Source organism: Bradyrhizobium sp. USDA 4341, assembly GCF_054063755.1.
The window spans coordinates 5,966,094-5,990,417 of record NZ_JBSSGO010000002.1; the positions used below are offsets into that span (position 1 = coordinate 5,966,094).

General features: G+C 64.1%; 26 protein-coding genes. 13 read left to right on the top strand and 13 right to left on the bottom strand.

Annotated features, from left to right (window positions below; translation table 11 throughout):
* Positions 1–45 precede the first annotated feature (45 nt).
* From ACVIGB_RS34365 to ACVIGB_RS34385, 5 genes are all read left to right on the top strand, one after another.
* Positions 46–294 carry a hypothetical protein gene (locus ACVIGB_RS34365; RefSeq protein WP_212316731.1) on the top strand — a complete coding sequence of 83 codons (249 nt, stop codon included), beginning with the start codon at positions 46–48 and terminating at the stop codon, positions 292–294.
* Positions 295–463: 169 nt separating this feature from the next.
* Complete coding sequence (gene minC, locus ACVIGB_RS34370) at positions 464–1,180, top strand: septum site-determining protein MinC (protein WP_092122312.1); 717 nt, start codon at positions 464–466, stop codon at positions 1,178–1,180.
* Positions 1,181–1,201: 21 nt separating this feature from the next.
* Positions 1,202–2,017, top strand: a complete 816-nt coding sequence (gene minD, locus ACVIGB_RS34375; protein WP_092122315.1) for a septum site-determining protein MinD — start codon at positions 1,202–1,204, stop codon at positions 2,015–2,017.
* Complete coding sequence (gene minE, locus ACVIGB_RS34380) at positions 2,017–2,295, top strand: cell division topological specificity factor MinE (RefSeq protein WP_456725011.1); 279 nt, start codon at positions 2,017–2,019, stop codon at positions 2,293–2,295. The genes minD and minE overlap by 1 nt, the downstream gene beginning before the upstream one ends.
* The gene (locus ACVIGB_RS34385) at positions 2,292–2,588 is read left to right on the top strand and encodes a hypothetical protein (RefSeq protein ID WP_092122321.1); all 297 of its coding nucleotides are present in this window, start codon (positions 2,292–2,294) and stop codon (positions 2,586–2,588) included. The genes minE and ACVIGB_RS34385 overlap by 4 nt, the downstream gene beginning before the upstream one ends.
* Before the next feature lie 140 nt (positions 2,589–2,728).
* Here the strand turns inward: ACVIGB_RS34385 and ACVIGB_RS34390 are convergent, their stop codons facing one another.
* Entirely contained in the window at positions 2,729–3,700 is a 972-nt protein-coding gene (locus ACVIGB_RS34390) for an NAD-dependent protein deacetylase (RefSeq protein ID WP_456749255.1), read from the bottom strand.
* Between ACVIGB_RS34390 and ACVIGB_RS34395 the strand changes: the two genes are divergently transcribed.
* A complete protein-coding gene (locus ACVIGB_RS34395; protein WP_456719321.1) occupies positions 3,684–4,064 on the top strand; it encodes a c-type cytochrome in 381 nt (126 codons plus the stop codon). The genes ACVIGB_RS34390 and ACVIGB_RS34395 overlap by 17 nt on opposite strands.
* A 20-nt stretch (positions 4,065–4,084) precedes the next feature.
* Here ACVIGB_RS34395 and ACVIGB_RS34400 read toward each other — a convergent pair whose 3' ends face one another.
* Entirely contained in the window at positions 4,085–5,218 is a 1,134-nt protein-coding gene (locus ACVIGB_RS34400; protein WP_456719320.1) for a LysM peptidoglycan-binding domain-containing protein, read from the bottom strand.
* Between the two features lie 194 nt (positions 5,219–5,412).
* Positions 5,413–5,619, bottom strand: coding sequence for a hypothetical protein (locus tag ACVIGB_RS34405; RefSeq protein WP_176534193.1), 207 nt, complete (start codon positions 5,617–5,619; stop codon positions 5,413–5,415).
* A gap of 295 nt (positions 5,620–5,914) precedes the next feature.
* On the opposite strand from ACVIGB_RS34405, the gene ACVIGB_RS34410 reads away from it, so the two are divergent.
* A complete protein-coding gene (locus ACVIGB_RS34410; protein ID WP_092122334.1) occupies positions 5,915–6,157 on the top strand; it encodes a hypothetical protein in 243 nt (80 codons plus the stop codon).
* A gap of 19 nt (positions 6,158–6,176) precedes the next feature.
* Here the strand turns inward: ACVIGB_RS34410 and ACVIGB_RS34415 are convergent, their stop codons facing one another.
* On the bottom strand, positions 6,177–6,641 hold the full coding sequence (locus tag ACVIGB_RS34415) for an Lrp/AsnC family transcriptional regulator (protein ID WP_092122337.1): 465 nt from the start codon (positions 6,639–6,641) through the stop codon (positions 6,177–6,179).
* A 161-nt stretch (positions 6,642–6,802) separates the two neighbouring features.
* Here ACVIGB_RS34415 and ACVIGB_RS34420 point away from each other — a divergent pair, with 161 nt between their 5' ends.
* The 3 genes from ACVIGB_RS34420 (at position 6,803) to ACVIGB_RS34430 (ending at position 9,918) form a co-directional block, all read left to right on the top strand.
* On the top strand, positions 6,803–7,816 hold the full coding sequence (locus ACVIGB_RS34420; RefSeq protein ID WP_229166258.1) for a 1-aminocyclopropane-1-carboxylate deaminase: 1,014 nt from the start codon (positions 6,803–6,805) through the stop codon (positions 7,814–7,816).
* 385 nt (positions 7,817–8,201) lie between these two features.
* Positions 8,202–8,447, top strand: a complete 246-nt coding sequence (locus ACVIGB_RS34425; RefSeq protein ID WP_244549986.1) for a hypothetical protein — start codon at positions 8,202–8,204, stop codon at positions 8,445–8,447.
* Positions 8,448–8,652: 205 nt separating this feature from the next.
* Positions 8,653–9,918, top strand: a complete 1,266-nt coding sequence (locus tag ACVIGB_RS34430) for a S1C family serine protease (protein WP_456719319.1) — start codon at positions 8,653–8,655, stop codon at positions 9,916–9,918.
* Between the two features lie 162 nt (positions 9,919–10,080).
* Here ACVIGB_RS34430 and ACVIGB_RS34435 read toward each other — a convergent pair whose 3' ends face one another.
* Complete coding sequence (locus ACVIGB_RS34435; protein WP_456719318.1) at positions 10,081–11,022, bottom strand: metallophosphoesterase; 942 nt, start codon at positions 11,020–11,022, stop codon at positions 10,081–10,083.
* 83 nt (positions 11,023–11,105) lie between these two features.
* Positions 11,106–12,854, bottom strand: a complete 1,749-nt coding sequence (locus tag ACVIGB_RS34440; RefSeq protein ID WP_456719317.1) for a flavin-containing monooxygenase — start codon at positions 12,852–12,854, stop codon at positions 11,106–11,108.
* Between the two features lie 357 nt (positions 12,855–13,211).
* Between ACVIGB_RS34440 and ACVIGB_RS34445 the strand changes: the two genes are divergently transcribed.
* Entirely contained in the window at positions 13,212–14,951 is a 1,740-nt protein-coding gene (locus ACVIGB_RS34445; protein ID WP_456719316.1) for an SWIM zinc finger family protein, read from the top strand.
* A 60-nt stretch (positions 14,952–15,011) separates the two neighbouring features.
* Positions 15,012–15,392 (top strand): hypothetical protein, encoded by a 381-nt coding sequence (locus ACVIGB_RS34450; RefSeq protein ID WP_456719315.1) that lies wholly within the window; start codon positions 15,012–15,014, stop codon positions 15,390–15,392.
* A 9-nt stretch (positions 15,393–15,401) separates the two neighbouring features.
* Here the strand turns inward: ACVIGB_RS34450 and recQ are convergent, their stop codons facing one another.
* Positions 15,402–17,270, bottom strand: a complete 1,869-nt coding sequence (recQ, locus tag ACVIGB_RS34455; RefSeq protein ID WP_456719314.1) for a DNA helicase RecQ — start codon at positions 17,268–17,270, stop codon at positions 15,402–15,404.
* Between the two features lie 243 nt (positions 17,271–17,513).
* Positions 17,514–18,734, bottom strand: coding sequence for a T6SS phospholipase effector Tle1-like catalytic domain-containing protein (locus ACVIGB_RS34460; RefSeq protein WP_456719313.1), 1,221 nt, complete (start codon positions 18,732–18,734; stop codon positions 17,514–17,516).
* A gap of 325 nt (positions 18,735–19,059) precedes the next feature.
* On the opposite strand from ACVIGB_RS34460, the gene ACVIGB_RS34465 reads away from it, so the two are divergent.
* Positions 19,060–19,587 carry a hypothetical protein gene (locus ACVIGB_RS34465; RefSeq protein ID WP_456719312.1) on the top strand — a complete coding sequence of 176 codons (528 nt, stop codon included), beginning with the start codon at positions 19,060–19,062 and terminating at the stop codon, positions 19,585–19,587.
* 112 nt (positions 19,588–19,699) lie between these two features.
* Here the strand turns inward: ACVIGB_RS34465 and ACVIGB_RS34470 are convergent, their stop codons facing one another.
* The 5 genes from ACVIGB_RS34470 to ACVIGB_RS34490 all read right to left on the bottom strand — a co-directional run bounded on the left by ACVIGB_RS34470 (position 19,700) and on the right by ACVIGB_RS34490 (position 24,240).
* Positions 19,700–21,076: a vWA domain-containing protein gene (locus ACVIGB_RS34470; protein WP_456719311.1), complete on the bottom strand. Its 1,377-nt coding sequence runs from the start codon at positions 21,074–21,076 to the stop codon at positions 19,700–19,702.
* Positions 21,077–21,082: 6 nt separating this feature from the next.
* Positions 21,083–22,030 (bottom strand): AAA family ATPase, encoded by a 948-nt coding sequence (locus ACVIGB_RS34475; protein WP_092126521.1) that lies wholly within the window; start codon positions 22,028–22,030, stop codon positions 21,083–21,085.
* 249 nt (positions 22,031–22,279) lie between these two features.
* Complete coding sequence (locus ACVIGB_RS34480; RefSeq protein ID WP_092122361.1) at positions 22,280–22,591, bottom strand: hypothetical protein; 312 nt, start codon at positions 22,589–22,591, stop codon at positions 22,280–22,282.
* Positions 22,592–22,765: 174 nt separating this feature from the next.
* Positions 22,766–23,398 (bottom strand): HAD-IA family hydrolase, encoded by a 633-nt coding sequence (locus ACVIGB_RS34485; protein WP_456719310.1) that lies wholly within the window; start codon positions 23,396–23,398, stop codon positions 22,766–22,768.
* Between the two features lie 155 nt (positions 23,399–23,553).
* The gene (locus ACVIGB_RS34490; RefSeq protein WP_456719309.1) at positions 23,554–24,240 is read right to left on the bottom strand and encodes a methyltransferase family protein; all 687 of its coding nucleotides are present in this window, start codon (positions 24,238–24,240) and stop codon (positions 23,554–23,556) included.
* Between the last annotated feature and the right edge of the window lie 84 nt (positions 24,241–24,324).

A 24,324-nucleotide genomic window follows, 5' to 3' on the forward strand; every position in this document is an offset into this window, starting at 1 on the left:
ATCCAGTCTCGACCAACACTTCAACCTGTCAGTGAGAGAGTATCCATGAAACTTCGTCTTGCCCTCGTGCTTCTCGGTGCAACCATCGCGCCCGCCATGGCCCAGTCCGGACTGAACGAATCGATGCAGCGTCAAGCCTGCATGGGTGACGCGGTCCGCCTGTGCGGCGCCTACATTCCGGATCGCGGCCGGATCAGGGACTGCATGGCGGCGCAGGTCGAGCAGCTCAGCCCGTCATGCCGCGCGGTATTCGATGCATCGGTGCAGGCCGAGCGATCGCCGTCGCGGCGTTGATCCTCGCCGCCGGTCCCAGAATCATGCGTCCAGGCAACAGGTCGCAGCCAACAGCGGTTGCCGGAGGAGCAGCCCTCGCAAATCCGTGAAAACACCTCCTTCCGTTAACCTTTGATTAACCATGCGGTCCGATTGTTAACCATTCGACAAGAGAACCGAGTCAGAGGCGATGGACGCAACTCAACAGGTGGCACGTCAGCAGGTCCGCATGCGCGGCCGTTCCTATGTTGCGTTCGTTTTCTCGCCCGTCGTGCCGGTCGTATCCTGGCTCGCCGAGATCGACGCGACGCTGGGGAAGTCGCCGGGCTTCTTCGCCGGCAAGCCTGTGGTGCTCGACCTGTCGGCGGTCGATCTCAGCCAGGCCGCGATCGCGCATCTGGTCGGCAGCCTCGCTGAACGCAATATCCGTATTCTCGGCATCGAAGGTGTCGACGAATCCAAGCTCGGCGCCAACCTGCCGCCGCTTTTGACCGGCGGCCGCGCCTGCGCGATCACCCATGTCGAGCCGAAGACGCCGCCGGCGCAGGAAAAGAACAAAGACAAGGACAAGACCAAGCTGCCGTCGCTGCTGCTGGAGAGCCCGGTGCGTTCCGGCCAGTCGATCGTGTTTGCCGAGGGCGATGTCACCGTGCTCGGCTCGGTCGGCTCCGGCGCCGAGATCGTCGCCGGCGGCTCGATCCATGTCTACGGCACGCTGCGCGGCCGCGCGATGGCCGGCATCAACGGCAATTCGGCGGCCCGGATCTTCTGCCAGAAGATCGAGGCCGAACTGCTCGCCATCGACGGCTACTACCAGACCGCAGATGAAATCGCCGACAGCTTGCGCAACCGGCCCGCCCAGGCGTGGCTCGAGGGCGAAATGCTGCGCATCACAGCTTTGAACTGATCGACCACAAGGAGAGAGAGAATGGCCAAGGTATTGGTCGTGACGTCTGGGAAGGGCGGGGTCGGCAAGACGACCTCCACCGCCGCGCTTGGCGCGGCGCTCGCGCAAATGGGCCAGAACGTCGTCGTCATCGATTTCGACGTCGGCCTGCGTAACCTCGATTTGGTGATGGGCGCGGAACGGCGCGTCGTGTTCGACCTCATCAATGTGGTGCAGGGCGTCGCCAAGCTGCCGCAGGCGCTGATCCGCGACAAGCGGCTGGAGAATCTCTGGCTGCTGCCGGCGTCGCAGACCCGCGACAAGGACGCGCTGACCGAAGAAGGCGTCAAGCGCGTGATCGCCGATCTCAAGACCAAGTTCGACTGGATCCTGTGCGACAGCCCGGCCGGCATCGAGCGCGGCGCGACGCTCGCGATGCGCTATGCCGACGAGGCCATCATCGTCACCAATCCGGAAGTGTCGTCGGTGCGCGATTCCGACCGCATCATCGGCATGCTGGATTCCAAGACGGCCCGCGCCGAGCGCGGCGAGCGCGTCGAGAAGCATCTGCTGGTCACCCGCTATGACAGCGCCCGCGCCGCCCGCGGCGAGATGCTGTCGATCGACGACATCCTGGAAATCCTTGCCACACCACTGCTCGGCATCGTCCCGGAAAGCCAGGACGTGTTGCGCGCCTCCAATGTCGGCTGCCCGGTCACGCTGAACGCTGCGAGCAGCGCGCCGGCGCGGGCCTATACCGACGCGGTGCGGCGCCTGATGGGCGAGGCGGTGGAGATGACCGTGCCGGTCGAACGCAAGGGGCTGATGGACCGGCTGCTGCGACGGAGGGCGGCATGATGAACGTAATGCGGCTGTTCGGCGGCCGCTCTGCATCGGCGCCCGTCGCGCGGGAGCGGTTGCAGATCCTGCTTTCGCATGAGCGCGGCCGGACCGGCACGCCGGACCTTCTGGAGATGCTCCGCTCGGAAATCCTGGGCGTGGTCTCCAAGCATATCGACGTCGATCCCGACAAGGTCGTGGTCCGGATGGACCGGGGCAAGTTCGTTTCGATGCTCGAAGTCGACATCGAGGTTCCCAACGGCGTGCAACGATCAAAGACGGTGGCGGCCACATGACAGCAGACAGCAACAGTCACATTGCCTGGCAGCGCGCGCAGCTGAAGAAGCTGCGTGCGGCATTGAAGGCGATCGAGGTCGATCAGCTCGGCAAGGCCAATTGCGGCCGCGCGACGCAGATGACGATCGACGAATTGCAGCGCAAGATCGGCGAATCCGGCCGCTGCATCGCCGAGTACGAGCGCCGCACGCGTCGCCCGTTGGCAACGGACCGGGGCAGCCTCGCCAGCGTCAGCTGGACGCACTGGAACGCCAACATGCCGATGGCCAAGTCGCAGCGCCATCGCGCGTGACGCGATAACCTGCCCATCGTCATTGCGAGGAGCTCGCGACAAAATTGCAGAGCAATTTTGCGCTGAAGCGACGAAGCAATCCATGCTTCAACGTGCGCGGCACGATGGATTGCTTCGCTGCGCTCGCAATGACGGCTGATCTATAGCAAAAACGCCAGCGCAGCCTCGCACTGGTCCTCGATCTTGAGCGTGAGCAGCTCGTCGGCGCGGGTGCGGCCGAGATTGATTGCGGCGATCGGCAAGCCGCGCTGCTCCGCCATCCGGACGAAGCGAAAGCCGGAATAGACCATCAGCGAGGAGCCGACGACCAGGAGAGCATCGGCCTGCTCGAGATGCGCCTGCGCCGACGCGACGGTGTCGCGCGGCACGTTCTCGCCGAAGAACACCACGTCGGGTTTCAGCACGTCGCCGCAGGCCTCGCAGGCCGGCACCACGAACGACGAAAAATCCTGCTCGAGGTCGGCATCGCCGTCGGGGGCGTCAGTGGCATCGAGCGTGAGCCAGGCGGGATTCAGCCGCGCCAGCTCGCCCTGAAACTGCTCGCGGGGCGTCGTCACGCCGCAGCCGAGGCAGCGCACCACATCAAGCCGGCCGTGCAGGTCGATCACACGCTGGCTGCCCGCGGCCTGGTGCAGCCGGTCGACGTTTTGGGTCAGCAGCAGCTCACAGCGGCCATGTTGCTCGAGCTTCGCCAGGGCGCGATGCGCACCATTCGGCATCGCGCGGCCGAACCGCCGCCAGCCGACCATGCTGCGCGCCCAGTAGCGCTGGCGCGTCGCCGCCTCACCCAGGAATGCCTGGATCGTCACCGGCCGCGTCCGCTTCCAGTTACCGTCGCTGTCGCGATAGTCGGGAATGCCGGAATTGGTGCTGCAGCCGGCCCCGGTCAGGACAAACAGGCGCTGGTGGCCGGCGACGAAATCCTCAAGGGCGGGGTGTTGCATGGCAGCACATCTAGTGTGGCGGGCATGCCTGCGCCAGATGTGGGGCCTGCCAGATGAGGACCCTTCGGGTGGCCTCTGCGTTGACGGCATGGTGGCCGGGGCGGGGTGTTGCAAACTGTCTTGTTTAGCGCAATTGCCGAGGGAGAGACCGATGCGGCCAGGATTCATCGTCGTCGTTTGCGGCCTGATGTACCTGCTATTGTCGCCGTCCCATGGCCAGGATGCGGGCGTGTCCGGCGAGCAGGCGTTCAATAATTCCTGCCGCACCTGCCACACCGTCAAGGAGGGGGACAATCGTGTCGGCCCGAACCTGCACAACATCGTCGGCCGCAAGGCCGGATCGGTTGCGAACTTTCCCTACTCGGAGGCGATGAAATCATCCGACATTGTCTGGGATGACAGCGCGCTGCTGCGCTTCATCGAGGATCCCGAAGCCGTGGTGTCGGGCAACGGCATGAAGCCGTATACCGGCGTGCGCTCGGCGGAGGATCGCGCCAAGATCGTCGCCTTCCTGAAATCCCCCGGCAAGTGAGCGTTGCCGGAATGCCGGCCTCACCGTGCCGGCAGCACGAAGACCTGGCCGGGATAGATCAAATTGGGATTGCGGATCTGCTGCGAGTTGGCCCGATAGATCACCGCGTAGCGCTGGCCGGCGCCCAATGCGCGCTGGCTGATCCGCCACAGGCTGTCGCCGCGGGCGACCGTGGTCGTGGTGATCTTCGGCACGATCACGGCGGAGGGTGAGCTCAATGCGGCGGTGGTTGCCGCCGCCAGCTGCGGCGCGGTCCCATCCGTACGGCCGGACGATGCCGCAGGGGCCGGGATCGATGCGGTCGTCGTCGTGTCCGGAACGTTGAACGGCACTTCGGCACGCGCGCGGACCTTGCCGGAGCCGGGGTCGACGTCGTCAAGCCGGATCCGATAATCGCCGGTCGTGACGCCCTTGTTGATCGTGACCGAGAGGTGCCCCGCCGCGTCGGCAGTCGCGGATGTGATCAGACTGTCGTTGAGATAGAGCCTGACGTTCGCGCCGGGAGTTGCCTGAGCGCTGACATGGAGCTTGCCGCCCGGTTCGGTCTCGACGGCCTCGACAGCCACCTTCCCGTGCGTCGCCGCCGCAGGTTGCGACAGCACGCGGATCGGCTTGTCCGGCGCCATCAGTGCCACCATCGGCCGCTCGCTAGCCGCAGCGTCGAGCGCCACTGCCACGCTCTGCTTGGAGGTCACTGGCTTGCCGTCATGCGTGATGCGCAGGGTGAGGTCATAGTTTCCCGGCGGAAGCGGGCGCGGCACCATGACGAACTGGCCGGACTTGTCCGCCACGGCGCGATCGTGCACCTCGCCATTGCGCAGCAATTCCACCGTCGCGCCAGGGAGCGCCCGGCCGGCGACAACGGTCTCGCCGGTCGGCTCGATGCTGACGACGTCGAACTCCGGCACCGCGTTGCCGCCCGGTGTTGGCGACGGTCCTGCCAAAGCGTTGGCCAGCGCCGCGGTCTCGGTCTGCGTCTTTGCCAGCGCAGTCTTGTCTTGGTTTCCCGCGGAAGCCGCTGGCGCCGTCGCCATCAAGCGGGTGTTTACGCCCAGGATCTGCTGGGTTCGGTGGATGCCGAAGATGAACGCAGCGGTGCCGCCGGCCGCAAGTGCCAGCAACGGTATGGCCAGTCTCATCGCCGTGACGTTCATGACTGTCATCCCCGGATGAATCGACCCGCGCATCCACGCGCGCGACCCTGCAGCCCTGTGGGGAGTCCGGGAGAGACTGCGCCGATTTGCGCGGCCCATCAAGTCGAATGAAAGGACTACTCCTCTCGGGCAGGCTGGCCGACGCCGCAACTGATGGAGATCGCGTCTGGCTCAGAACCCCGGCGGCGCATTGCCTATTGCGAATACGACAGCTGTTCTTCCGTCACCACGCGCTCGATATTGCCTGCCTTGCTCCTGATTCGGTATCGAAGCCGCCCGTCGGCTTCGATCGGCATGCGTTGAATGATGGTGTAGACCGCCGGCTCATCGGCCTCGGCGCGACCTTGCGGCCCCTGGGCCCGGTGGTGAACGTCTTCATTCAGCTTGTAGGCATATGACATCTGTCCACCTCTGCAGTTGGGGGTGCTCTCACGCAGGACTGTGCTGTGACGCAATGGAGCTGTGGCTTCCCGTATGGACGCGACTTGCTACTTCGATGGCCGCGTCAGGCCTCTCCGGAGTCCGCAGGAGCACGTTGGTTACATTGACCGAATACGCCGCAAATAGCCACCGAATACTCGCCTTCGACCAAGGATGGGTGAGCGCGCGGGGTGGGTTCCCGGCCGTTTGCGGCCTCAATTGCCATTTGATCTCCGCAGGCAGATGCTGCCAGCCAATGGTACAAGGGAGAGCAACATGAGCAAGGCAGGTCTCGACCACCGGCATCCCAACAAGGATGGCGAAATCAGCGGCAAGCACGGCAACACGCTGCTCCGCACCTTGCGCAAGGTTTACGGGCCAAGTTTCGCGGCGGGTTATCCCGAAACCGAGAAGCTGAGCGATGTCCTGGCTGCGTTGAACGAGACCTCGCTGAGCCAACTCCGCAGAGATCATCAGACCGGCCACCTCGCGCACAAGATCGCCAAAGCTTCGAAGTAGGTGCCGGCGGAACCGCAGCTCAGAACTCCAGCTCCGCATTGTCCACCACCTCCTTCATCACGAAGAAGGTGCGGGTCTGCCGCACACCGGGCAGCGCGATCAGCTGGTCGCCATGGATGCGGTTGAAATCCTCCATGTCGCCGACGCGGATCTTGAGGAAATAATCGAAGTCGCCGGCGACGAGGTGACAGTCGAGCACGAACTTCAGCTTCGCCACCGCCTGCTCGAAGCTCGCAAAGCTCTCCGGCGTCGAGCGGTCGAGCACGACTCCGACCATCACCAGCGCGCCCTTGCCGACCTTGCGCGGCGCGACCATCGCGCGGACGCCGCTGAGAAAGCCCTCGTCGAACAGCGCCTGGGTCCGGCGATGGCAAGTGGCGGGGCTTACGCCGACCTGGTCGGCCAGCTCGGCGTTGCTGAGCCGGCCGTTCTTTTGCAGCAATCTCAACATCTTGAGGTCGATGCGGTCGAGTCGGGCGGACATGGAAGAATCTCTCATTATTGGCCGGAAATGTGAGAGAAAACATATCATCTGGTGCAAATCCAGCAATCTTCGGCGATCAGGGGGCCTGACTTAGAGAGCACCTTTCGCAGATGGAGTGATAGTTCTGGCCGCCGTTCCAGACCACCAAAGAGGATGCCAGTATGCTGGAGAAGTTCGCACGCTACCCGCTCACCTTCGGGCCGACCGCCATCGAGAAGCTCGATCGGCTGTCAAAGCACCTCGGCGGCAAGGTCGAGCTCTATGCCAAGCGCGAGGATTGCAATTCCGGCCTCGCCTTCGGCGGCAACAAGCTGCGCAAGCTCGAATATATCATCCCCGACGCGATCGCCTCCAACGCCGACACGCTGGTCTCGATCGGCGGCGTGCAGTCGAACCATACGCGCATGGTTGCGGCGGTTGCGGCCAAGATCGGCATGAAGTGCCGGCTGGTGCAGGAAAGCTGGGTGCCGCACGAGGACGCAGTCTATGACCGCGTCGGCAACATCCTGCTCTCGCGCGTGATGGGCGCGGACGTGCGCCTGGTCGACGAAGGTTTTGACATCGGCATTCGCAAGAGCTGGGAGCAGGCGCTCGAGGAAGTGAAGGCGGCGGGCGGCAAGCCCTACGCGATCCCGGCCGGCGCGTCCGTGCACAAATATGGCGGGCTCGGCTATGTCGGCTTCGCCGAAGAGGTGCGCGCGCAGGAGCGCCAGCTCGGCGTCAAGTTCGACTACATCATCGTCTGCACGGTGACCGGCTCGACCCATGCCGGCATGCTGGTCGGCTTCGCCGCCGACGGGCGCGCGCGCAACGTGATCGGCATCGATGGTTCGTTCACGCCTGCGCAGACCAAGGCACAGGTGCTGTCGATCGCGCAGAACACCGCTGATCTGGTCGAACTCGGCCGCGACATCGTCGAGGATGATGTCGTGCTGATCGAGGACTACGCCTATCCCGCCTATGGCGTGCCGTCGGAAGAGACCAAGGCGGCGATCCGCCTCAGCGCGCGGCTGGAAGGCATGATCACCGACCCTGTCTACGAGGGGAAGTCGATGCAGGGCATGATCGATCTGGTGCAGAAGGGTTTCTTCCCGGCCGGGTCGAAGGTGCTCTACGCCCATCTCGGCGGTGCGCCGGCGCTCAACGGCTACGCCTACGCGTTCAGGAACGGCTGAGGCGGGCGGCGCTTCTCACGTCGTAGCCCGGATTACGCTTCGCTTCATCCGGGCTACGCTGCTCCAAACCTCCCCTTGAAAAGGGGAGGTCGCTTTGCTCGCCAGAGCAAAGCGGGTGGGGATCTGCTTTCTCCACCTGCAGCATCGCCTGCGGCTGACCCCCATCCCGACCTTCCCCCTTTCAGGGGGAAGGAGAAGACAGCACCCTCCGCGGAAAGACCGTCCCGGATTGTGCGGGGCCTGTCATCGGGCGCGCGTTTGCGCGACCCATTGGCTCCATCCGGGCTACGTCCACGGGCTCTCGCGAGGCTGACGCGTCAGGTCGGCGTCAGCTTCTCCCGATATCCTGTCTAGGCCGGGCGAGTCGGGAGACCTTCGCGTGAGGATGATGAATGCGGCCGGCCGAGCCATCGCCGCGCTCGGCGTCGGCATCGTCGCGGTGGGGCATTGGTTTTGGGCTTGCCCGGGCCACGGCGCCGTGTTGCGCGCCCGCCTGCTGGCGATGAATCACGCGGTCGAACTCTATGCCGGCATTTTCCTGATCGGTGTCGGCGTTCACGGGCTGGCATCCCGCTACTGGTTCAGCGATCCAAATCCGCCGGCGCAGTCTTCGGTTCGGGAGCCGCAATAGCGTCCGCCTGGCGCGGCGGCTGGACTATGTCCGGGTTGACATTTTTGGAACATAATAGGAACATGCCGTCTGTAACCAGAGGGTGTGGTGATCGCCTCATCCGCGGCGGTATTGCTTGGCCGCTGGACCAAAGGCCAAGCCACGCACCACTTGCGGATGAATTTCTCCGCCTCCTATAAGGGGTTGTGGCTGGGGAGTGCATGTCATGAGAGTTGCGATCTGGGCGGCCGTTGTGGCCGCGTGGCTGTTTGCGTCCGCAACCCCATCGAGCGCCCGCGGTCCCTACGGTTCGATCACGGTCGGCAATTGGAAGGGCGGCGCCTTTACCGACGACAAGAGCGGTGCGTTCACGCATTGCTCGGCGGGGAGCACATACCAGAGCGGCATCTTCTTCATGGTGGCGGTTGCCGCGAATGGCAGCTGGCGGCTGGGCTTGGCTCATGACAGCTGGCGTTTGACGCCGGGCGAAGCCTTTCCGCTTGCGCTGACCTTCGACGGCCAGCCCGCGTTCAATGTCTACGGCATGCCGCTTGGCGAGAAGCTCGTGAATGTCGAGATGCCGGTGAATTCGGCGCTGATCAATCAGTTCCGCAAGGCGCGCCAGATGACGGCGTTCGCGCAGGGGCAATTGTTTCAGTTCAATCTCAATCAGACCGCGCAATTGCTGCCGGCGCTGCTCAACTGCGTGGTCTCGGTGAAGAAGAACGGCGTCTCCAACGCCGGCGAGTTCGCGGTCGCGACAAAGCCTGCGGCCGCGCCGCCGCAGCAGGCTGCAGCACCCAACGCGCCGCCCGCGAAGCAGGCGAGATCGGGGACCGGCACCGGCTTCGTCGTCAGCGATAGCGGCCACGTCGTCACCAACCATCATGTCGTCGATGGTTGCAGCGAGATCACGGGCAATCTGAGCGGCGCGGCGGCGGTCAAATTACGGTTGGTGTCCGACGACGAGACCAACGATCTCGCACTGCTGCAGGCGCCGTCCCCATTCAAGGATGTCGCGAGCATCCGGCAGAACTCGATTCGGGTTGGCGACGGAGTCGTGGCGATCGGCTATCCCTATCACGGCCTGCTGACATCCGATTTCACCGTGACCACGGGCATCGTCTCGTCGCTGAGCGGTATCCTCAACGACACGCGTCATCTGCAGATCAGCGCCGCGGTCCAGCCCGGCAACAGCGGTGGGCCGCTGTTCGATCTCGGCGGCGCCGTGGTCGGCGTGGTGGCCGCGAAGCTCGACGCGGTCAGGATGGCGCGGGCTACGGGATCGATCCCGGAAAACGTCAACTTCGCCATCAAGACCGGCGCGCTGCGCGACTTCCTCGACAACAGCGCGGTGATGTACCGGACCGCCGAATGGCGCGACGGGACGAAGAAGGAGACGTCCGATATCGCCAAGGATGCGCGCGGCTACACCCTGTTGATCACCTGCACGGTGAATGAGCAGAGCGCGAGCGCGAAGAAGGGCAATTGAGACCTCCGCTACTCCCTCTCCCCATCCTTAGGCAGGGCGATCGCATATGGCGATCGGCCACACGTCATTCCCTGCGAAAGTCCGGGCAGCCGCCGGCTACTTTGCATGGGGTGGTTGTTTTCGCTATTTTGGCCGTGCGCGCCTGCGACGTACGGGCGGGTATCAGCCGAGTCGCCGCAGCGTATGCACGGTGATCTCGGCCGGGCAGTTCAGCCGCACCGGCGCCAGGCTGGTGCCGGCGCCGGTTGACGTGTAACCGGCAAGCGTCTGGAAACGCCAGGCGCCCTTGCCCATCCTGCGCGGCAGTCGCGCCTCCAGCTTGATCGCGATGCCGCCGGGCAGGCAGAGCTGGCCGCCATGGGTATGGCCGCTCAGCATCAGGTCGAAGCCGGCCGCTGCCGCCTCGCGATAGGATTCCGGCGTATGCGCGAGCAGGATCGAGAACGCATCGCGCGGGATCGCCGCGGCAGATTTTGCAATGTCGTCGGTGCGATAGAAATGCGCATCGTCGATGCCGGCGAGATGGATCGTCGCGCCATCGCGCGTGATCGGCTCCTGCTCGTTGAACAGCATCCTGATGCCCATCGCCTCCAGCGCCGGCGTCATGCGGATGCTGTCGTGATTGCCGAGGATGCCGTAGAGCGGCAGCTTGATCCGCGCGCAGAGATCCTTCATCAGCGCGAGACTGGTTTCGGACGGGCCAAACGTCTTGCCGCGATAATCGCCGGTGAGGACGCAGATGTCGCAAGCGACATAGCGGACGATGTCAGCCAGATGCCGCATCGCTCCCTGGCTGATGTCGGCGTGGAGATCGCTGAGATGAAGGATGGTGAAGCCGTCGAAGGCCGCCGGCAGACGCGCCGACGTCACGAGGTTGCGCCGCACCTCGACCCGGTCGGCGTTGCGGCGCGCCCGGCCATGGAGGCCGGCCAGCTTGAGCGCGGTCTCGACGATCCACGGCGCCAGCTTCCAGTTCTCGACGTTGAACACCAATGTGCCCTGGCCGAACAGCTGCTTTTCGTGCGCGGCCTCGATTCCAAGCCGGCGCACGACGTGATCCGCGCCGATCCGCTCGACCAATCCCTGCAATGCAGTGTCGGCCATCGTCCCCCGTGCGGCCCGCGATGCGAAACGCGAACCCGGCACGACACTATCACGCGCAATCCCGGCCGGGATACCACTGAGGCTCAGACCATGGGGACGCGCTTGGCGGCAACTGCGGCCGGCGAGATCACCTCGATGTCGAGCGGCACCTGCCAGCGCTCGGTGAAGCGGACCTGCGGCGGCGTGTTGCCTTTGCGGGCACCCTGCAGCACGAAGCCGTCATAACCCGAATTCATCACCTCATTGCACTTCTGCACATAGATCGGGAAGCCTCCGATATAGGGCATGAACACGCGGGGACGGCCTGGGATGTTGGCGCCGACATACCAGGAGCTGCAGGTCGAGCGCAGCGAGACCGTGGAGACGTCATTCACATGGGCGACCCAGGCGTCCTCGTCGTCGCGGACCGCCTCGATCGTCCCGGCGCCGACGTCGCGCATGTGGCTGATGCAATCCGCCAGCCAGTCGACATGCTGCTCGATCGCCTGGATCATGCTCGCGAGCACTGACGGACTGCCGGGCCCGGTAATCATGAACAGGTTCGGAAATCCCTCCGAGGCGAGGCCGAGATAGGCGCGCGGGCCGGCCTGCCATTTTTCGGCGAGCGTCTGCCCGCCGCGGCCGGTGATTGCGATCTTGTCGAATGAGCCCGTCATGGCGGCAAAGCCGGTGGCGGAGACGATCGCGTCGAACTTGTATTCGGTGCCGTCGACCACGATGCCGTCGGTGGTGAAGCGCTCGATCGGGGTCTTCGACACGTCGACCAGCTTCACATGCGGCAGATTGTAGGTCTCGAAATAGCTGGTATCGACGCAGAGCCGCTTGCAGCCGAACACGTTTCGCGGGCACAGCAGCTCGGCGGTGGCGGGATCCTTGACGATGCCGCGGATCTTCTCGCGCGCGAAATCGGCGATGGTGTCGTTGGCGGCCTTCTCGAACAGGAGGTCGCCGAACGCGCCGAGGAAGGGCAGGCCGCCGCGCTGCCAGGCTTCCTCATAAAGACGCTCGCGCTCGTGCTCGCTTGCCTGCAAGGCGGGCTGGGCGTTGAACTGAAAGTAGAAGCCGGTCGGGCGCGCACGGGCTTTCGCGCGCAGCTCCGGATAGTGCGCCTTGGCCTCGTTCAGATACTCCGCCGACAGCCGCTCGTTCCATGCCGGCACCGACCAGGTCGCGGTGCGCTGAAACACGGTGAGCTCGGACGCCTGCTGCGCGATGATCGGGATTGACTGGATCGCGGACGAGCCGGTGCCGATGACGCCGACACGCAGGCCGGTGAAGTCGACACCGTCATGCGGCCATTCGCCGGTGTGATAGATCGGCCCACGGAAATCTGCCATCCCGGGGAAAGCGGGTCGGTTCGGCGCCGACAGGCAGCCGACCGCCATGATGCAGAATTTGGCGGTGATCCTGTCGCCGCGATCGGTTTCGATCAGCCAGCTGCCTGCCTTCTCGTCGAAGGTCGCCGCGGTGACGCGGGTGTCGAACACGATCTGGCTGCGCAGGTCGAAGCGGTCGGCGACGTGGTTGGCGTAAGCGAGAATTTCGGGCTGCGGAGAATATTTCTCCGACCAGCTCCAGTCCTGATCGAGTTCCTCGGAGAACGAGAACGAGTATTGCAGGCTCTCGACGTCGCAGCGCGCGCCGGGATAGCGATTCCAGTACCAGGTGCCGCCGACGCCGCCGCCGGCCTCATAGACCCGCGCGGTGAAGCCGAGCCCGCGCAGCCGATGCAGCATGTACATGCCGGCGAACCCGGCGCCGATCACGACGGCGTCGAACGTTCCACTTTCGGCAGGGCGCGCAGCCTCGCGCGCGGTGCTCTCCTGAGCCATGGCCCGTCTCTTCCCTATCTCTTGTCGTTATGTTTTGTCGGCAAGTCTTGGCCGCGCCTCGTTGGACGCGACGACCGAAAGATTAGGGCGAGGGCGGCGCGGCCCGCAAGCGCATGCGTTGCCCCGCCGGGTATGGCTCCTATGCCGGGCCGAGGGTCCGAAGGTGGTTCGGTACGGGCTCTCTTGTGCGGGCTGTTCGGCACGCAAGGGCCAAGTTCCATAAGAAGGGAAGAGTTGGAGACTGCCCTCGGCCCGTCGATAATGCAGTTGGAAACCTGCAAGTTGTGTCGAGACGCGAGCGCGCGATGGTTATAGTGAAACAAACGAAGCTCGATCAGTGTTCAGGGGCCCATGTCAATGGTGCAAGCGCCGGGGCGCGCTCTCCTTAAGAGCGGAACTGTCACTCGGTTCGATGTCGCTGTATTGCGGGACGCCGTCGGCGAAAAGGCCTTCGTGCGAGGACGCGCCTATCATCTGGACGGGCGGGTCGAGATCATCGCGATCGACAAAGCCCGCGTCGTGGCACGGGTTGTCGGTACGGATGTCTATCGATGCGAGGTGAAAGGCCAAGGCAGGACGATTTCCGGCAACTGCACATGCCGGGCTTACGGCGACTGGGGCTCATGCAAGCACATGGCTGCAACCGCTCTGGCGGCCAACAGTCTTGAGCCGGCTGCTGTGGAGCATGTTTCCAGCCGTCTTGGCAAGATTCGCAATCATCTGCGTGCCAAGAGCGTCGAGAACCTCGTCGAGATGGTTCTGAAGCTCGCTGAGAAAGATACCAAGCTGTTTGAACAATTGGGACTGTCGGCCGAATTGGACACGGGCGACGAGACCACGCTGCTCGCGGGCTTCAAGAAGGCTATCACCGGTGCGACCCGTGTCCGTGGCTACATCGAATATCGCGATATGCGCGATTGGACTCGTTCGATTGACGGAGTCCTTGATCACATTTCGGGGCTGCTCGAAGGTGGGAGAGCCTCGCTTGTCCTGGAGCTGCTCGATCATTTTTTCGCGCGAATGGACGATGCGCTGACCAAGGTCGATGATTCCGACGGCGGCGGAGGGGCGTGCTACGTGCGCGCCTGCGAGATTCATGTGAGTGCTTGTGAGAAGTCAGGGCCCGATCCTATCGAATTGGCGCGAACGCTGTTCGTGCGCGAAGTCGACTCGGACTCTGATTTCTTCTTCGGCGCAAGCGAGACCTACGCCGACATACTCGGTGAGGCTGGTCTTGCCGAGTATCGCAGGCTCGCAACCATGGCATGGCGAAAGGTGAAGTCCAGGCGGGGAAGAGGAGCGGAGACCCGTCGGGCCCGTGAATATGCGATCCGAACTATGTTGGAGCGTTTTGCCGAACGAGACAACGACATCGATGCGATCATCGCCATTCGATCGAGCGATTTGTCGAGCGCCGGTGACTATCTTAGCATTGCTCAGGTTTGTCTCGACAACGGGCGGGAGCAAGAGGCGTTGAAATGGGCCGAAGAGGGGCTGTGGAAGTTCGAGGACGACCCCGACCGGTGTCTGGTTCTCTTTGCTTGCGATCTCCTTGGGCGCAACGGACGGAACGAAGACGCCAACAAGCTGCTTTGGAGAATGTTCAGCAGAGAGCCCAGCGTCGAGCTGTACCAGCGATTGAAATCTACCGCCAGCGATCGCAAGCAACAGAGTTTGGTTCGCGACGGGGCCATTACCGTGCTGAACGACCGAGCTGCAAAGTCGGGCCCGCAGACGGAATGGGTTTGGCTAGGGGCGGCCGATGTTCTCGTTCGAGTGCTGATGCTGGAAGGGCTGCTGGCGGACGCATGGGCGGCCGTGGGCAAGCATGGGTGCCGCGAAGATCTCATGGAAGAGCTCGCTAGAGCCAGCGAACCGGACCTTCCCGATGAGGCGCTGAAGGCCTATGCCTACCTAGTAGAACGCAAGGTTCGGATGGGAGGGCAGGCCAACTACGGCTCCGCACATGCGCTGATCAAACGCATGCGGCGGCTTGACGGAGCCGCTCAACATTCGACCTACCTCGCCGATCTCATGATGCGCCACAAGGCGAAGCAGAATTTTATCAAGTTGCTGACGTCCAAGCAGCCTTCTTGAAACGAGCAGACCTTGTGAGGTGACGCATGTCGTTGCCAATTCCTATTCGAGGAAATCACGATGAAAATCGGTTGGCAACCACAGAAATGGCTGGAAAAGAAGAGCAGATCAGGCTTTTCCGGTTATCCGGTCGGGACCGTGGCGTTCTACGGGCCTGACAATACCCGTGGCAGTAAGGTTGCTGTTGCGGTGATCACGGCGCCGGAGGCGCCGCCATTCGCGTTGCGCAGATGGGTTGTTGAAACTGGTGACATCCGCGCCAATTCGACGGTCATGGAAGAAGTCGCCACCTTTCTTCGGGTCGAGGAGGTTCGTTCGGTGGCGCTGACTTCTGAGCTGATGGGCTGTCCTCACGAGGAGGGAATTGATTATCCCGAAGGTGAGGTCTGTCCTCAATGTCCTTACTGGGCCAATCGGGAGCGGCCATGCCCTGACGGATGATTAGGGCAATCAGCCGTCGTTGGACTTCACGATCCGGATCAGCTCGTCGCCGTAATGCTCGAGCTTCTTGTCGCCGATCCCGGCGATGTTGCGCAGCTCGCCCAGCGTGTCCGGACGCATGGCGGCGATGCCGTCGATGGTCGAATCGTGCAGCACCACATAGGCCGGCACGCCGCGCTGGCGTGCGACTTCCGAGCGCCAGGCGCGCAGGGCGGCATGCAACGCGGGGCTGGCGATCCCGCCGGGGCTGTCGGCGGCGGGCGCGAGCTCGCCGCGGCGCGACTTGCCGCGCACCGCGCGGTTGCGCGCGCCTTCCGGCTGCTCGCGCAGCATCACCGAGGTCTCGCCCTTCAGCACGCCGCGGGCGCTGTCGGTCAGCTTCAGCGCGCCGAAGGCGTCGCTGTCGGCGCGCAGATGGCCCATCGCCACCAACTGGCGCAGCACCGCGCGCCATTGCTTCTCGTTGAGCTCGCGGCCGATGCCGAACACCGACAATTGGTCGTGGTTGAACTGCTTGACGCGTTCGGTCAGCCGCCCGACCAGCACGTCGATCAGGTGCATGGCGCCAAACCGTTGCCCGGTGCGATAGACGCAGGACAATAGCTTCTGTGCGAGCACCTTGCCGTCGCGGACACGCGGCGGCGTCAGGCAGTTGTCGCAATTGCCGCAGCTTTCGTCCGTGCGGGTCTCGCCGAAATAGCCGAGCAGGCGCTGCCGCCGGCAATGCACGGTCTCGGCGAGCGCAACCAGCGCGTCAAGCTTGCCGATCGAGACGCGCTTGAAGGCGTCGGCACCGGTGGATTCGTCGATCATGCGGCGCTGCTGCACGATGTCGGAGAGGCCATAGGCCATCCACGCGGCCGACGGCTTGCCGTCACGGCCGGCGCGTCCGGTCTCCTGGTAATAGGCCTCGATGCTCTTCGGCAAATCGAGATGCGCGACGAAGCGCACGTCGGGCTTGTCGATGCCCATGCCGAACGCGATCGTGGCGACGATCACGATGCCGTCCTCATTGAGGAACCGGTCCTGATGCCGGGCACGCACGCTGGCGTCGAGCCCGGCGTGATAGGGCAGCGCGGGAATGCCGGCCTCGCTCAGCGATGCCGCGACGTCCTCGACCTTGGCGCGCGACAGGCAATAGACCACGCCGGCGTCGCCGGCATGCCGCTCCTTGATGAAGTTCTTCAGCTGCGTGGTGGCGTTCTGCTTGTCGACGATCTCGTAGCGGATGTTGGGGCGGTCGAAGCTTGCGACGAACTCCGGCGCGTCGGCGAGCGACAGCCGCTCGGCGATCTCCTTTCGCGTCAGCGCGTCCGCGGTTGCCGTCAGCGCGATGCGCGGCACCTTGGGGAAGCGCTCGGCGAGTGCGGACAGGCCGATATATTCGGGGCGGAAGTCATGGCCCCATTGCGAGACGCAATGCGCCTCGTCGATCGCAAACAGCGCGATCTGCGCCTGGCCCAGCAGATTGAGGCAGCGCGGCGTGAGCAGCCGTTCCGGCGCGACATAAAGCAGGTCGAGATCGCCCGCGAGCAGCCGCCGCTCGACCTCGGATGCTTCCTGATAGGACAGCGTCGAGTTCAGCACCGCGGCGTTGACGCCGGCCTCGGTGAGGCCCGCGACCTGGTCGCGCATCAGCGCGATCAAGGGCGATACCACGATGCCGCAGCCGTCGCGCAGCAGCGACGGCAGCTGGTAGCACAGCGATTTGCCGCCGCCGGTCGGCATCAGCACCAGGCAATTGCCGCCATCGGTGACGTGGCGGACGATCTTCTCCTGCGCGCCGCGGAAGCCCGACAGGCCGAACACGGAACTGAGCACGGATCGCGCGTCGCGGGGCGGAGCGGATGCATGATCGAGGGCGGGTTGGGCGGTCATGATCCCTGAGAGGGCGATTCGGGTTCCCGGATCGAACGATTCCGGAACGAAACGTGTTAATACACCGTCCTGCGATAAACTCAATTGAGGCAATGGCTGCCGGCCATCGCGCGCGCCGATGCGTCGGCTGAGCTCAGCCGCACGCGGATCAAGGATGCCGATCGATGCGCAAAGCGCTTTCGAGCGAAGTGGATGCCGCTTCGCGTGAAGAAAAGCGCCTCAAGATAGGAAACTCTGACGCTGTCAGGCCGTCGGAGCGAGCGGCGCCGGCTGCGGCGTCATTGGCTCGACCTTGTAGGTCTTCGGCAGGTTGATCGGCCGGTAGGCCGGATCCTTGTCCATGCGCTCCAGCACCGAGGCGTGGATGGTCGCCCCTTCCGGTATGGGCCGCGGCTCGCCGCGCGGCAGATAGAAGCCGAGGAAGGACTTCCGCTCCGGCCATTCCTTCCATTTGTCGCTCTTCGGAATCCATTCCAGGATTTCCCAGGCGGCGGTCAGCGAATTGTGCAGCGGGGCGGTCGCGCTCGGCGGCACATAGTCGTGCTTGTGCGGCGGCAACGGCATCCCCCAGGCGAGATGATCGATCAGCGCCTGATCCATGTGCAGCCCGGCGACCCTGGCCTGCTCGAGCATCCAGATCAGCGGAAATTTTGAGGGCCCGCTCTGGTCCTCGGGATAGCCGCCGCCGACGTCGGAGTGCACGCCGGCGAACCAGACCTGGCGAATGTCCTGCTCCACCTCCGTTGCCGGATTGAACGGATCGGAGCGGAATTTCTGCGGCTCAATCCAGCGGTTGAGGCGGAACATGCGTCTGCGTTCGTCGATCGCGATCGCCTGGCGGAATCGCCTGACACTGGAGTTGGTGCGGGTGAACAGCAGCGTCTGGATGTCGAACAGGAAGTTGTCCTGCCGCGGCACGATGATCGAGGCCACGGTATCCCAGACTCCGACGAACTCGATGTCGATGTTGCGCCCGCCGGCGATCTGGCTGAAGTGCCAGGCTTCCTTCAGCGGGGCATCGTCGAACGTGCCGTCCGATTTCTGGGAGTCGGAGCTGGCTTTCTTGTAGGTGTTGAACGCGTAGTCCGCGATATCGAGCTGGTCGACCGGCAGGAGGCCCATCACATGGACGAAGGCCGCCAGCGTGCGCACGGTATAGGCGCCGCGGCTGAAACCGAACATCCAGACCCGGTCGCCGGGCTCCCAGAGCCGGCACAAAAACCGGTAGGCGCCAAGCGTGTCCTCGTCGAGACCGGCGCCGAAGGCCAGGCCGAAAAGGCCGCGCACCTCCTGCTTGAAGCGGCCCCAGCTGTTCTGCAGGCCGATCGTGCCGAGACCCGGATGATAGTAGATCCGCTGCCGGTCATCCTTGTCGGCGACGCGAAACAGCTTCAGGACGTTGGAAATATTGGCGCCGATCTCGTTGCCCGTGCCGTCGCAACAAATCACAAGATCCTTCGGCATCCGTTGCCCCCGCGGCCGCCGTGAAAATTCGCGACCTCTATGTACGGCAGAACACGGGGATGATTCAATCTCCAATCGAAGACGGTTCTGTGTATGCGGCATGAACGCCGACCGTCGTTCTGGAGTGTGCGGCCGGCATCGGGCGCGCGTGCGCGCACTCCACGGCGATCCGCAGAATTCAATTGCAACACTTTGGAAAAGATGGAAATCTCATCGTCAGTCATTGCGATATTGCGTCGATGTTTTTCTGCCCTTCAGGGATTTCGCCGGTGCGCGCGATCATCTTGCCCGCTGTTTTCCGCAGCCTGGACTGGACCGGATCGGCATGAGCCACCAAGTTCTCGTGACGGTCATTCTCGCGGGATTGGTGGTGAGTGCGTTCGGACTGTTCTGGTGGGTCGGCAGCTACTCCGATCGCGTTTTCGCTAATAGATTCCAGACCCGTTTTCCAGAGAAGACGCTGAGCTACAGCGGCGAACAGCTCGGCGAGCTGGTGCAATCCGATCTCCGGATGAAATATGTCTTCCCGATTCTGTTCCCGCTCGATCTCGCCGTCATGCTGGCGCTGGCGGGCGCGATGGGCGCGGCGTCATCATACTGGCTCAACCAGATCTATCCGACTGCAGCGTGGCTCGGCCTCGTCGTGCCGGCGGTGTATCTGCTCAGCGACCTGATCGAGGATTGCTTGCTGGCCTGGTTGTTGCTGCACGGCGACCCGCATGCGGCGGCACGTTCCGTCTCGATCCTGAAGGCGATCACGACGATCAAGCTCGTCAGCATCTTTGCCTCGATCGCGCTGACGCTCGTTGCGTTCGTCGGATGGCAATTTCACAGCGACTCGCTTCGCCTCTAGAGCTTCGGTTCTGATTGAATCAGAACCGAAGCTCCAGATTTTTGTTTGACGCGTTTTTCTTCACGCGAACCGGTGTCCACTTCGCTCGAAAACGCTCCAAAACGCTGGCGATCTACTGATACGTCGCCACGATGTCGGAGACGGCGCGCTCGAGCTGCCGGGCGGTCGCGCATTGGCGCACGACGGTGCAGAAGGTCGCGTAGCGCGGCATCTCGGAATCGCCGAAGCCCCAGACCATGCGGCCTTCGGGATTGAGCCACACCAGCCGCTTGGAGCGCTCGCCGATGCGGCGCAGGATGTCGGCGCGCGGATCGAGATTGTTGCTGCGGGCGTCGCCGAGCACGATCACCGTGGTCTGCGGCGTGATCGCGCTCATCCAATTGTGCTCGAAATCGGCGAAGGAATTGCCGTAGTCGGACGAGCCGAAGCCGACCTTGGACATGATCTCCTTCATCGCCTCTTCCGGCGATTTCGATTCCAGGATGTCGCTGACCTCGATCAAATGGCCCGAGAAGGCGAACGAGCGGACGTCGTCGACCACCTCGTGCAGGCTGTGGATCAGGAGCAGGAAGAAGTCCGAGACGCGGGCGACCGAACCCGAGACGTCGCAGAGCGCTATGATCTTCGGCCGCTCGCGATGCTTGCGCTTCCACGCGGTGAGGAACGGCACGCCGCCCCAGGCTGCGTTGCGGCGCAGCGTGCGGCGGACGTCGAGATGGCCGCGGCGCTGACGCTTGCGCGGCTTGGAATAGCGCTCGCGCAGCCGGCGCGCGATCTGGCGGATCAGCGCGCGCATCTGCTCGACCTGACGCGGCTCGATCCGCGCCAGCGGCGCGTTGCGGAGGATCTCGTTGCGCAAATTTTCGGTCTCCTCGCGCCCGTAGAGCAGCAGGGCTTGCGAGACCGCGTCGCGAACCGTGCCGCGCAGGCCGTTGAGCGCTTCCTGCAGCCGCTCGGCGAGCGCCGGATTGCGCGTGGTCTGCTCGTCGATGTCGTCGCGCAGGCGCTGGATGCCCATCGCATCGAGGATGCGGGTCTGGAAGATGCCGCGCTGGGTGAAGTAACGGATGTCGGGCAGCGAGGCGGCGCCCGAGGCATTGGCGATCGCCGTCGATATCGCGGAGCGATCCTGCGACAGCAGCATCTGCGCCAGCGGCCCGACATTCTCGTTGGCGGCGCCGCCCGCCGTATCGCCATGCTCATCGGCCGACGGATTGGCGCCGGATTCGCTGTTGTCGTCGGTCTTGTTCTGCTCGGCGCTTTCCTGCTGCGGCTCTGGCTGGCTGAAGAACAGGTCAAAGCATTCGCCGAGCGAGCGCTTCTCGTCCTGGGTCTTGGCAAGCGTCAGCAGAAAGGTGTCGCGCAGGATGTCGCGGTCGGCAAAGCCGACCTGGGCGACCGCCCGCATCGCATCGATGCTTTCCGCGGGCGAGACCCGGACCCCGGCTCCCCGCGCCGCACGAAAGAAGCGATGCAGGTTCTCGCGCATCTTGGTCTAGCTGAACACGCCTTGGCGCGACGCCTTGGCGATGAAGGACGAAATCTGCGGCGTCGCGGCCTCGATGTCGGCCTCGTATTTCAGGAGCACGTTGAGCGTGTCCTTGACGATCTCGTGGTCGAGCTCGCTGGCCTGTAGCAGCACCAGCACGCGCGCCCAGTCGATCGCCTCGCTGACCGAGGGCAGCTTCTTCAGGTCGAGCGAGCGGATCTCGTGGATGAAGCCGACCATCTGCTTGCGCAGCGTCTGCGAGATGCCGGGCACCCGGCTCTCGACGATGCGCTCTTCAAGCTTCTGCTCGGGGAAGCCGATATGCAGATGTAGGCAGCGCCGCTTCAAGGCATCGCCGAGATCGCGTTCGCTGTTGGAGGTCAGGATCACGGTCGGCGGCGCTACCGCGGAGACGGTGCCGAGCTCGGGGATCGTGACCTGGAAGTCGGAGAGAATTTCCAGCAGCAGCGATTCGAATTCGGCATCCGACTTGTCGATCTCGTCGATCAGCAGCACGCAGCCGGCCGGCTGCTCCAGCGCCTGCAACAGCGGCCGCGGCTCGACGAATTCCTTGGAGAAGAACACGTCGCCGAACGTGTGGAGCTGGTCGAGCGCTGCGGCCAGCGTCTGCGCGCCGCCGAGCACTTCGCCGAGCTTGTCCTTCAGGATCTGGGTGTAGAGCAGCTGCTTGGCGTATTTCCACTCGTACAGCGCCTTGGCCTCGTCGAGGCCCTCATAGCACTGCAGGCGGATCATCTTCAGGCCGCGCCAGGCGGCGATCGCCTTCGCAAGCTCGGTCTTGCCGACGCCGGCAGGGCCCTCGACCAGGATCGGCTTCTCGATCTGCTGCGACAGATAGACCGCAGTCGCGATCTGCCGGCTCGCAATATAGCCTTGCGCGGCGAGGCCGCTTTCCACGGCCTCGATCGAGGCGGTGGGCCTGGTGTCAGCCACGAGGATCAGCTCCGAATTTGTCTTGAACTCGGACCTGTTCTGCTCCCGTTGCGGGCAAAGCACAAGGCTCGTTTGGCCCGCAAAGGCATGGGATTAAAGGCTGGAGTTAGCGCGTGGTTCCGGGGTATTTCCGCCGAGCGCAATACGGGGGAACGCGTAGCCCGGATGGAGCGCAGCGTAATCCGGGAGGGTCTTTCCCCGGATCGTCTGTCCCGGATTTCGCTTCGCTCCATCCGGGCTACGAAACGCTCAGCCCGCGCAGCTCTTCACGAAATCCTTGCGCTGTGGGCCGACGATCTTCTGGTCGATCGCCTGCTTCAGGCAGTCGAGATGCGCCTGCGCCATGCAGAGCTGCATCTGGTCGTGCCGCTCCTGACCCTTCAGCGCCTTCGCCGCGCTCTGGCAGGCCGCGCGCTTGGCACCAGGCACGGGCGCTGCCGCCGACGTGTTCTCTTGCGCGGGAGCCGCCGCCGGCGCGGGGGTTGAAGTCGATTGCGCGAACGCTGCGACCGAGACCAGCAGCGAACCAGCCGAGACCAAGGCGACGACGAGATGTTTCATGGGATGTGCCTCCGCGGGCATGATCCGGAGAAGTGAACGTCGGCTTTTCCGGAGCGTCATGCTCAGACCAGGAACGGGATTACGATGCGATTTCATGGTCGCGCCGTGACCCAAGGGAGGTTGAGAATTAGCGACTGCCGCCTGAATGCGGAGTGAATATGCCGCCAGGCCGCTTCACCTCAGCGTGAGGCCGGTCGCCGCTTCGAGCTCGGAGATCGCCTGCGCGGCGTTCGCGACCTTGATCGTGGTCATGCCCATCTCGCGCGCCGGCTTCAGGTTGACGCCGAGGTCGTCGAGATAGACGCAGTTCTTCGGGTTCACTTGCAGTGCTTCCACCATCATCTGGTAGATGCGCGGATCGGGCTTGCGCAGGCCGATCTTCGCGGACTCGATGACATGGTCGAACAGCGCCATGACTTCCGCGATATAGAGCGTGCGTCCGCTATGGCTGCCAATTGCGTTCGACGGCAGATTGTTGGTGATGCAGCCGGTCTTGAATTTCGCCTTGATGCGCTTCAGCGCCTCGACCATTTCGGGGCGCAGGTCGCCGGAGAGCAGCGGCAGCACGTCCTTGCCGCGCACCTCGGCGCCGAGCGCCTTCGATTCCGTGGCGAACAGCGCGTCGAACGCATCGATCCCGATCTCGGCGCGCTCGAACCTGGCCCAGGCGTTTTCGAGATGGTTGGCGGCGTTAGTGCGGCGGATGATGTCGACCGGCAGGCCGCGCTCGGTCTCGTAGCGCGCGAAGGCCTCGAACGGCGAGGTGGTCAAGACGCCGCCGAAATCCCAGATCACTGCCTCGATCATCAATGTCCTGCCCGTTGCAAAGCGGCGGCTTCGCCTCGGGTCGTCCGGCCGTTTTGGCCGAAGACAGGGAAACGCGCGTTCAGCCTTCTTTATTGGAATTGCCGCCGATCAGGCAAGCCGCCAGTTTGCGGCAAACTCCGCCATACGGAACGGGCTCACCAGACCATCGGAACCAGGCGGTAACGCACGCGGGCGAGATATTCGGCATAGCCGTCGAGCTCGGCGGTGAGCATCCGCTCCTCCATCAGCGACCGCAAACCGAGCAGCGCCGCCATGACAGGCACGATGCCAAGGCCCCACCAGGATCCGAGCAGCAGCGGGGTGCCGACATAGGTCAACAGGCCGCTGGCATAGATCGGATGCCGCACATAGGCGTACGGCCCCGTGGTCACCGCAGCATGCCCGCGCTCGCGCTGGATCTTCACGACCGGGGCGGCGTAGCTGTTTTCGCGATAGGTCCGGTAGACGATGTAGAACGATGCCGCGATCATCACCGCGCCGGCGCATTGCAGCCAGAACGGGACGAACGATGTCCGGTAGCGCACCGCGTCGAGCGCCATCAGCGGCAGCCATGTCAGCCACAACAGCGGCATGATCGTCGTGATGACGCGATCCCACCCGGCCTGGCCGTGCGCGGTGCGGCGCTCCGCCAGCAGACCCGGATCATGTCTTGCGAGCCATGCCTCGGTGATCAGTCCGCCGATCGTGATCTCGAGCAGGAACATCCACGCGCCGGCCCATCGCATGGTGCCGGCCGCTAGAAACAGGAGTGTCCCGAGGCCCACAAAAGTGCAGGCGGCGCGGCGCAGATTGATGCGAGGAGGATTGCCGTTCTGGTTCATGTCTCTCTCCGACGAGCGGCAACGGCCGCGCCGCCGGATCGGGCGGGCCGTTGCATGTCCGGGTAGCGGATCGAAGCGCCGCTC

What these genes read in the sequence shown, in the direction of transcription:
- ACVIGB_RS34415 (WP_092122337.1), bottom strand. Translation starts at nt 6,641, where the DNA reads ATGTCCGCCCGACTCGACCGCATCGACCTCAAGATGTTGAGATTGCTG.
- ACVIGB_RS34395 (WP_456719321.1), top strand. Translation starts at nt 3,684, where the DNA reads ATGCGGCCAGGATTCATCGTCGTCGTTTGCGGCCTGATGTACCTGCTA.
- ACVIGB_RS34470 (WP_456719311.1), bottom strand. Translation starts at nt 21,076, where the DNA reads ATGCGCGAGAACCTGCATCGCTTCTTTCGTGCGGCGCGGGGAGCCGGG.
- ACVIGB_RS34490 (WP_456719309.1), bottom strand. Translation starts at nt 24,240, where the DNA reads ATGAACCAGAACGGCAATCCTCCTCGCATCAATCTGCGCCGCGCCGCC.
- ACVIGB_RS34390 (WP_456749255.1), bottom strand. Translation starts at nt 3,700, where the DNA reads ATGAATCCTGGCCGCATCGGTCTCTCCCTCGGCAATTGCGCTAAACAA.
- ACVIGB_RS34400 (WP_456719320.1), bottom strand. Translation starts at nt 5,218, where the DNA reads ATGAACGTCACGGCGATGAGACTGGCCATACCGTTGCTGGCACTTGCG.
- recQ (WP_456719314.1), bottom strand. Translation starts at nt 17,270, where the DNA reads ATGACCGCCCAACCCGCCCTCGATCATGCATCCGCTCCGCCCCGCGAC.
- ACVIGB_RS34450 (WP_456719315.1), top strand. Translation starts at nt 15,012, where the DNA reads ATGAAAATCGGTTGGCAACCACAGAAATGGCTGGAAAAGAAGAGCAGA.
- ACVIGB_RS34430 (WP_456719319.1), top strand. Translation starts at nt 8,653, where the DNA reads ATGAGAGTTGCGATCTGGGCGGCCGTTGTGGCCGCGTGGCTGTTTGCG.
- ACVIGB_RS34440 (WP_456719317.1), bottom strand. Translation starts at nt 12,854, where the DNA reads ATGGCTCAGGAGAGCACCGCGCGCGAGGCTGCGCGCCCTGCCGAAAGT.
- ACVIGB_RS34385 (WP_092122321.1), top strand. Translation starts at nt 2,292, where the DNA reads ATGACAGCAGACAGCAACAGTCACATTGCCTGGCAGCGCGCGCAGCTG.
- ACVIGB_RS34485 (WP_456719310.1), bottom strand. Translation starts at nt 23,398, where the DNA reads ATGATCGAGGCAGTGATCTGGGATTTCGGCGGCGTCTTGACCACCTCG.
- ACVIGB_RS34365 (WP_212316731.1), top strand. Translation starts at nt 46, where the DNA reads ATGAAACTTCGTCTTGCCCTCGTGCTTCTCGGTGCAACCATCGCGCCC.
- minE (WP_456725011.1), top strand. Translation starts at nt 2,017, where the DNA reads ATGAACGTAATGCGGCTGTTCGGCGGCCGCTCTGCATCGGCGCCCGTC.
- ACVIGB_RS34410 (WP_092122334.1), top strand. Translation starts at nt 5,915, where the DNA reads ATGAGCAAGGCAGGTCTCGACCACCGGCATCCCAACAAGGATGGCGAA.
- minD (WP_092122315.1), top strand. Translation starts at nt 1,202, where the DNA reads ATGGCCAAGGTATTGGTCGTGACGTCTGGGAAGGGCGGGGTCGGCAAG.
- minC (WP_092122312.1), top strand. Translation starts at nt 464, where the DNA reads ATGGACGCAACTCAACAGGTGGCACGTCAGCAGGTCCGCATGCGCGGC.
- ACVIGB_RS34465 (WP_456719312.1), top strand. Translation starts at nt 19,060, where the DNA reads ATGAGCCACCAAGTTCTCGTGACGGTCATTCTCGCGGGATTGGTGGTG.
- ACVIGB_RS34420 (WP_229166258.1), top strand. Translation starts at nt 6,803, where the DNA reads ATGCTGGAGAAGTTCGCACGCTACCCGCTCACCTTCGGGCCGACCGCC.
- ACVIGB_RS34435 (WP_456719318.1), bottom strand. Translation starts at nt 11,022, where the DNA reads ATGGCCGACACTGCATTGCAGGGATTGGTCGAGCGGATCGGCGCGGAT.
- ACVIGB_RS34405 (WP_176534193.1), bottom strand. Translation starts at nt 5,619, where the DNA reads ATGTCATATGCCTACAAGCTGAATGAAGACGTTCACCACCGGGCCCAG.
- ACVIGB_RS34460 (WP_456719313.1), bottom strand. Translation starts at nt 18,734, where the DNA reads ATGCCGAAGGATCTTGTGATTTGTTGCGACGGCACGGGCAACGAGATC.
- ACVIGB_RS34425 (WP_244549986.1), top strand. Translation starts at nt 8,202, where the DNA reads ATGATGAATGCGGCCGGCCGAGCCATCGCCGCGCTCGGCGTCGGCATC.
- ACVIGB_RS34445 (WP_456719316.1), top strand. Translation starts at nt 13,212, where the DNA reads ATGGTGCAAGCGCCGGGGCGCGCTCTCCTTAAGAGCGGAACTGTCACT.
- ACVIGB_RS34480 (WP_092122361.1), bottom strand. Translation starts at nt 22,591, where the DNA reads ATGAAACATCTCGTCGTCGCCTTGGTCTCGGCTGGTTCGCTGCTGGTC.